This is a genomic window from Aquicoccus porphyridii, from assembly GCF_008369105.1.
Taxonomy (GTDB): domain Bacteria; phylum Pseudomonadota; class Alphaproteobacteria; order Rhodobacterales; family Rhodobacteraceae; genus Aquicoccus; species Aquicoccus porphyridii.
Window position 1 is genome coordinate 1 of sequence record NZ_VINQ01000088.1, and the last position, 550, is coordinate 550.

Below are 550 nucleotides of genomic sequence, written 5' to 3' on the forward strand. Positions count from 1 at the left end.
GTCCAAGGTCCGTCCGCTGCCGGCGGGTGTGGCCATCGCGCCGCGCTACCGGATCGGCGGCACGGCCGATCCGCGGGTTTTCCACAGCCGCGTCGGCGCCGGCCGAGCCGCTTGCCGAGACGAACAGTGCCAGCAGGGCCGGCCGGAAGACTGATATACAGCTACGCATGGACGTTTTCCTTATGACCGGAAGCAGCTCCGGCTTCGTCGTTTTTATGGATGTGGACTGGCGTCTCAGGGTTATCCACAGGACGTTCAGTCGCTCGGGTCCCGTATCGGACACGCCCAGAGTTCGACCGCCGGGCGCTCAGGGTCCGGCGGACCGATCCAGCGCGCCAGCGCATCGCAGCGCCCCTGACGGCAGATCCGGTAGTCGCCGGCCTCCGGTGTGCGCCCCAGCCGCAACGGTTGCAGCGGCGGCACCCCACGGTGGTAATGCCAGGCGCCGTCACGCAGCACGGCGCCCTCGGGAATCTCCATCCCCGCCCCGCTGCCCCGCACCCGGGCCTCTTCCAGTAGCAGGCCGCGCTCACTCAGGCGATAGTCTTCT

1 protein-coding gene is annotated in these 550 nt (G+C 68.9%); it reads right to left on the reverse strand.

Features of this window, described 5'->3' with window-relative positions:
• Nucleotides 1-255: 255 nt before the first annotated feature.
• On the reverse strand, nt 256-550 hold a 295-nt coding region (locus FLO80_RS23710), incomplete at its 5' end, for a DUF1850 domain-containing protein (protein WP_073670985.1).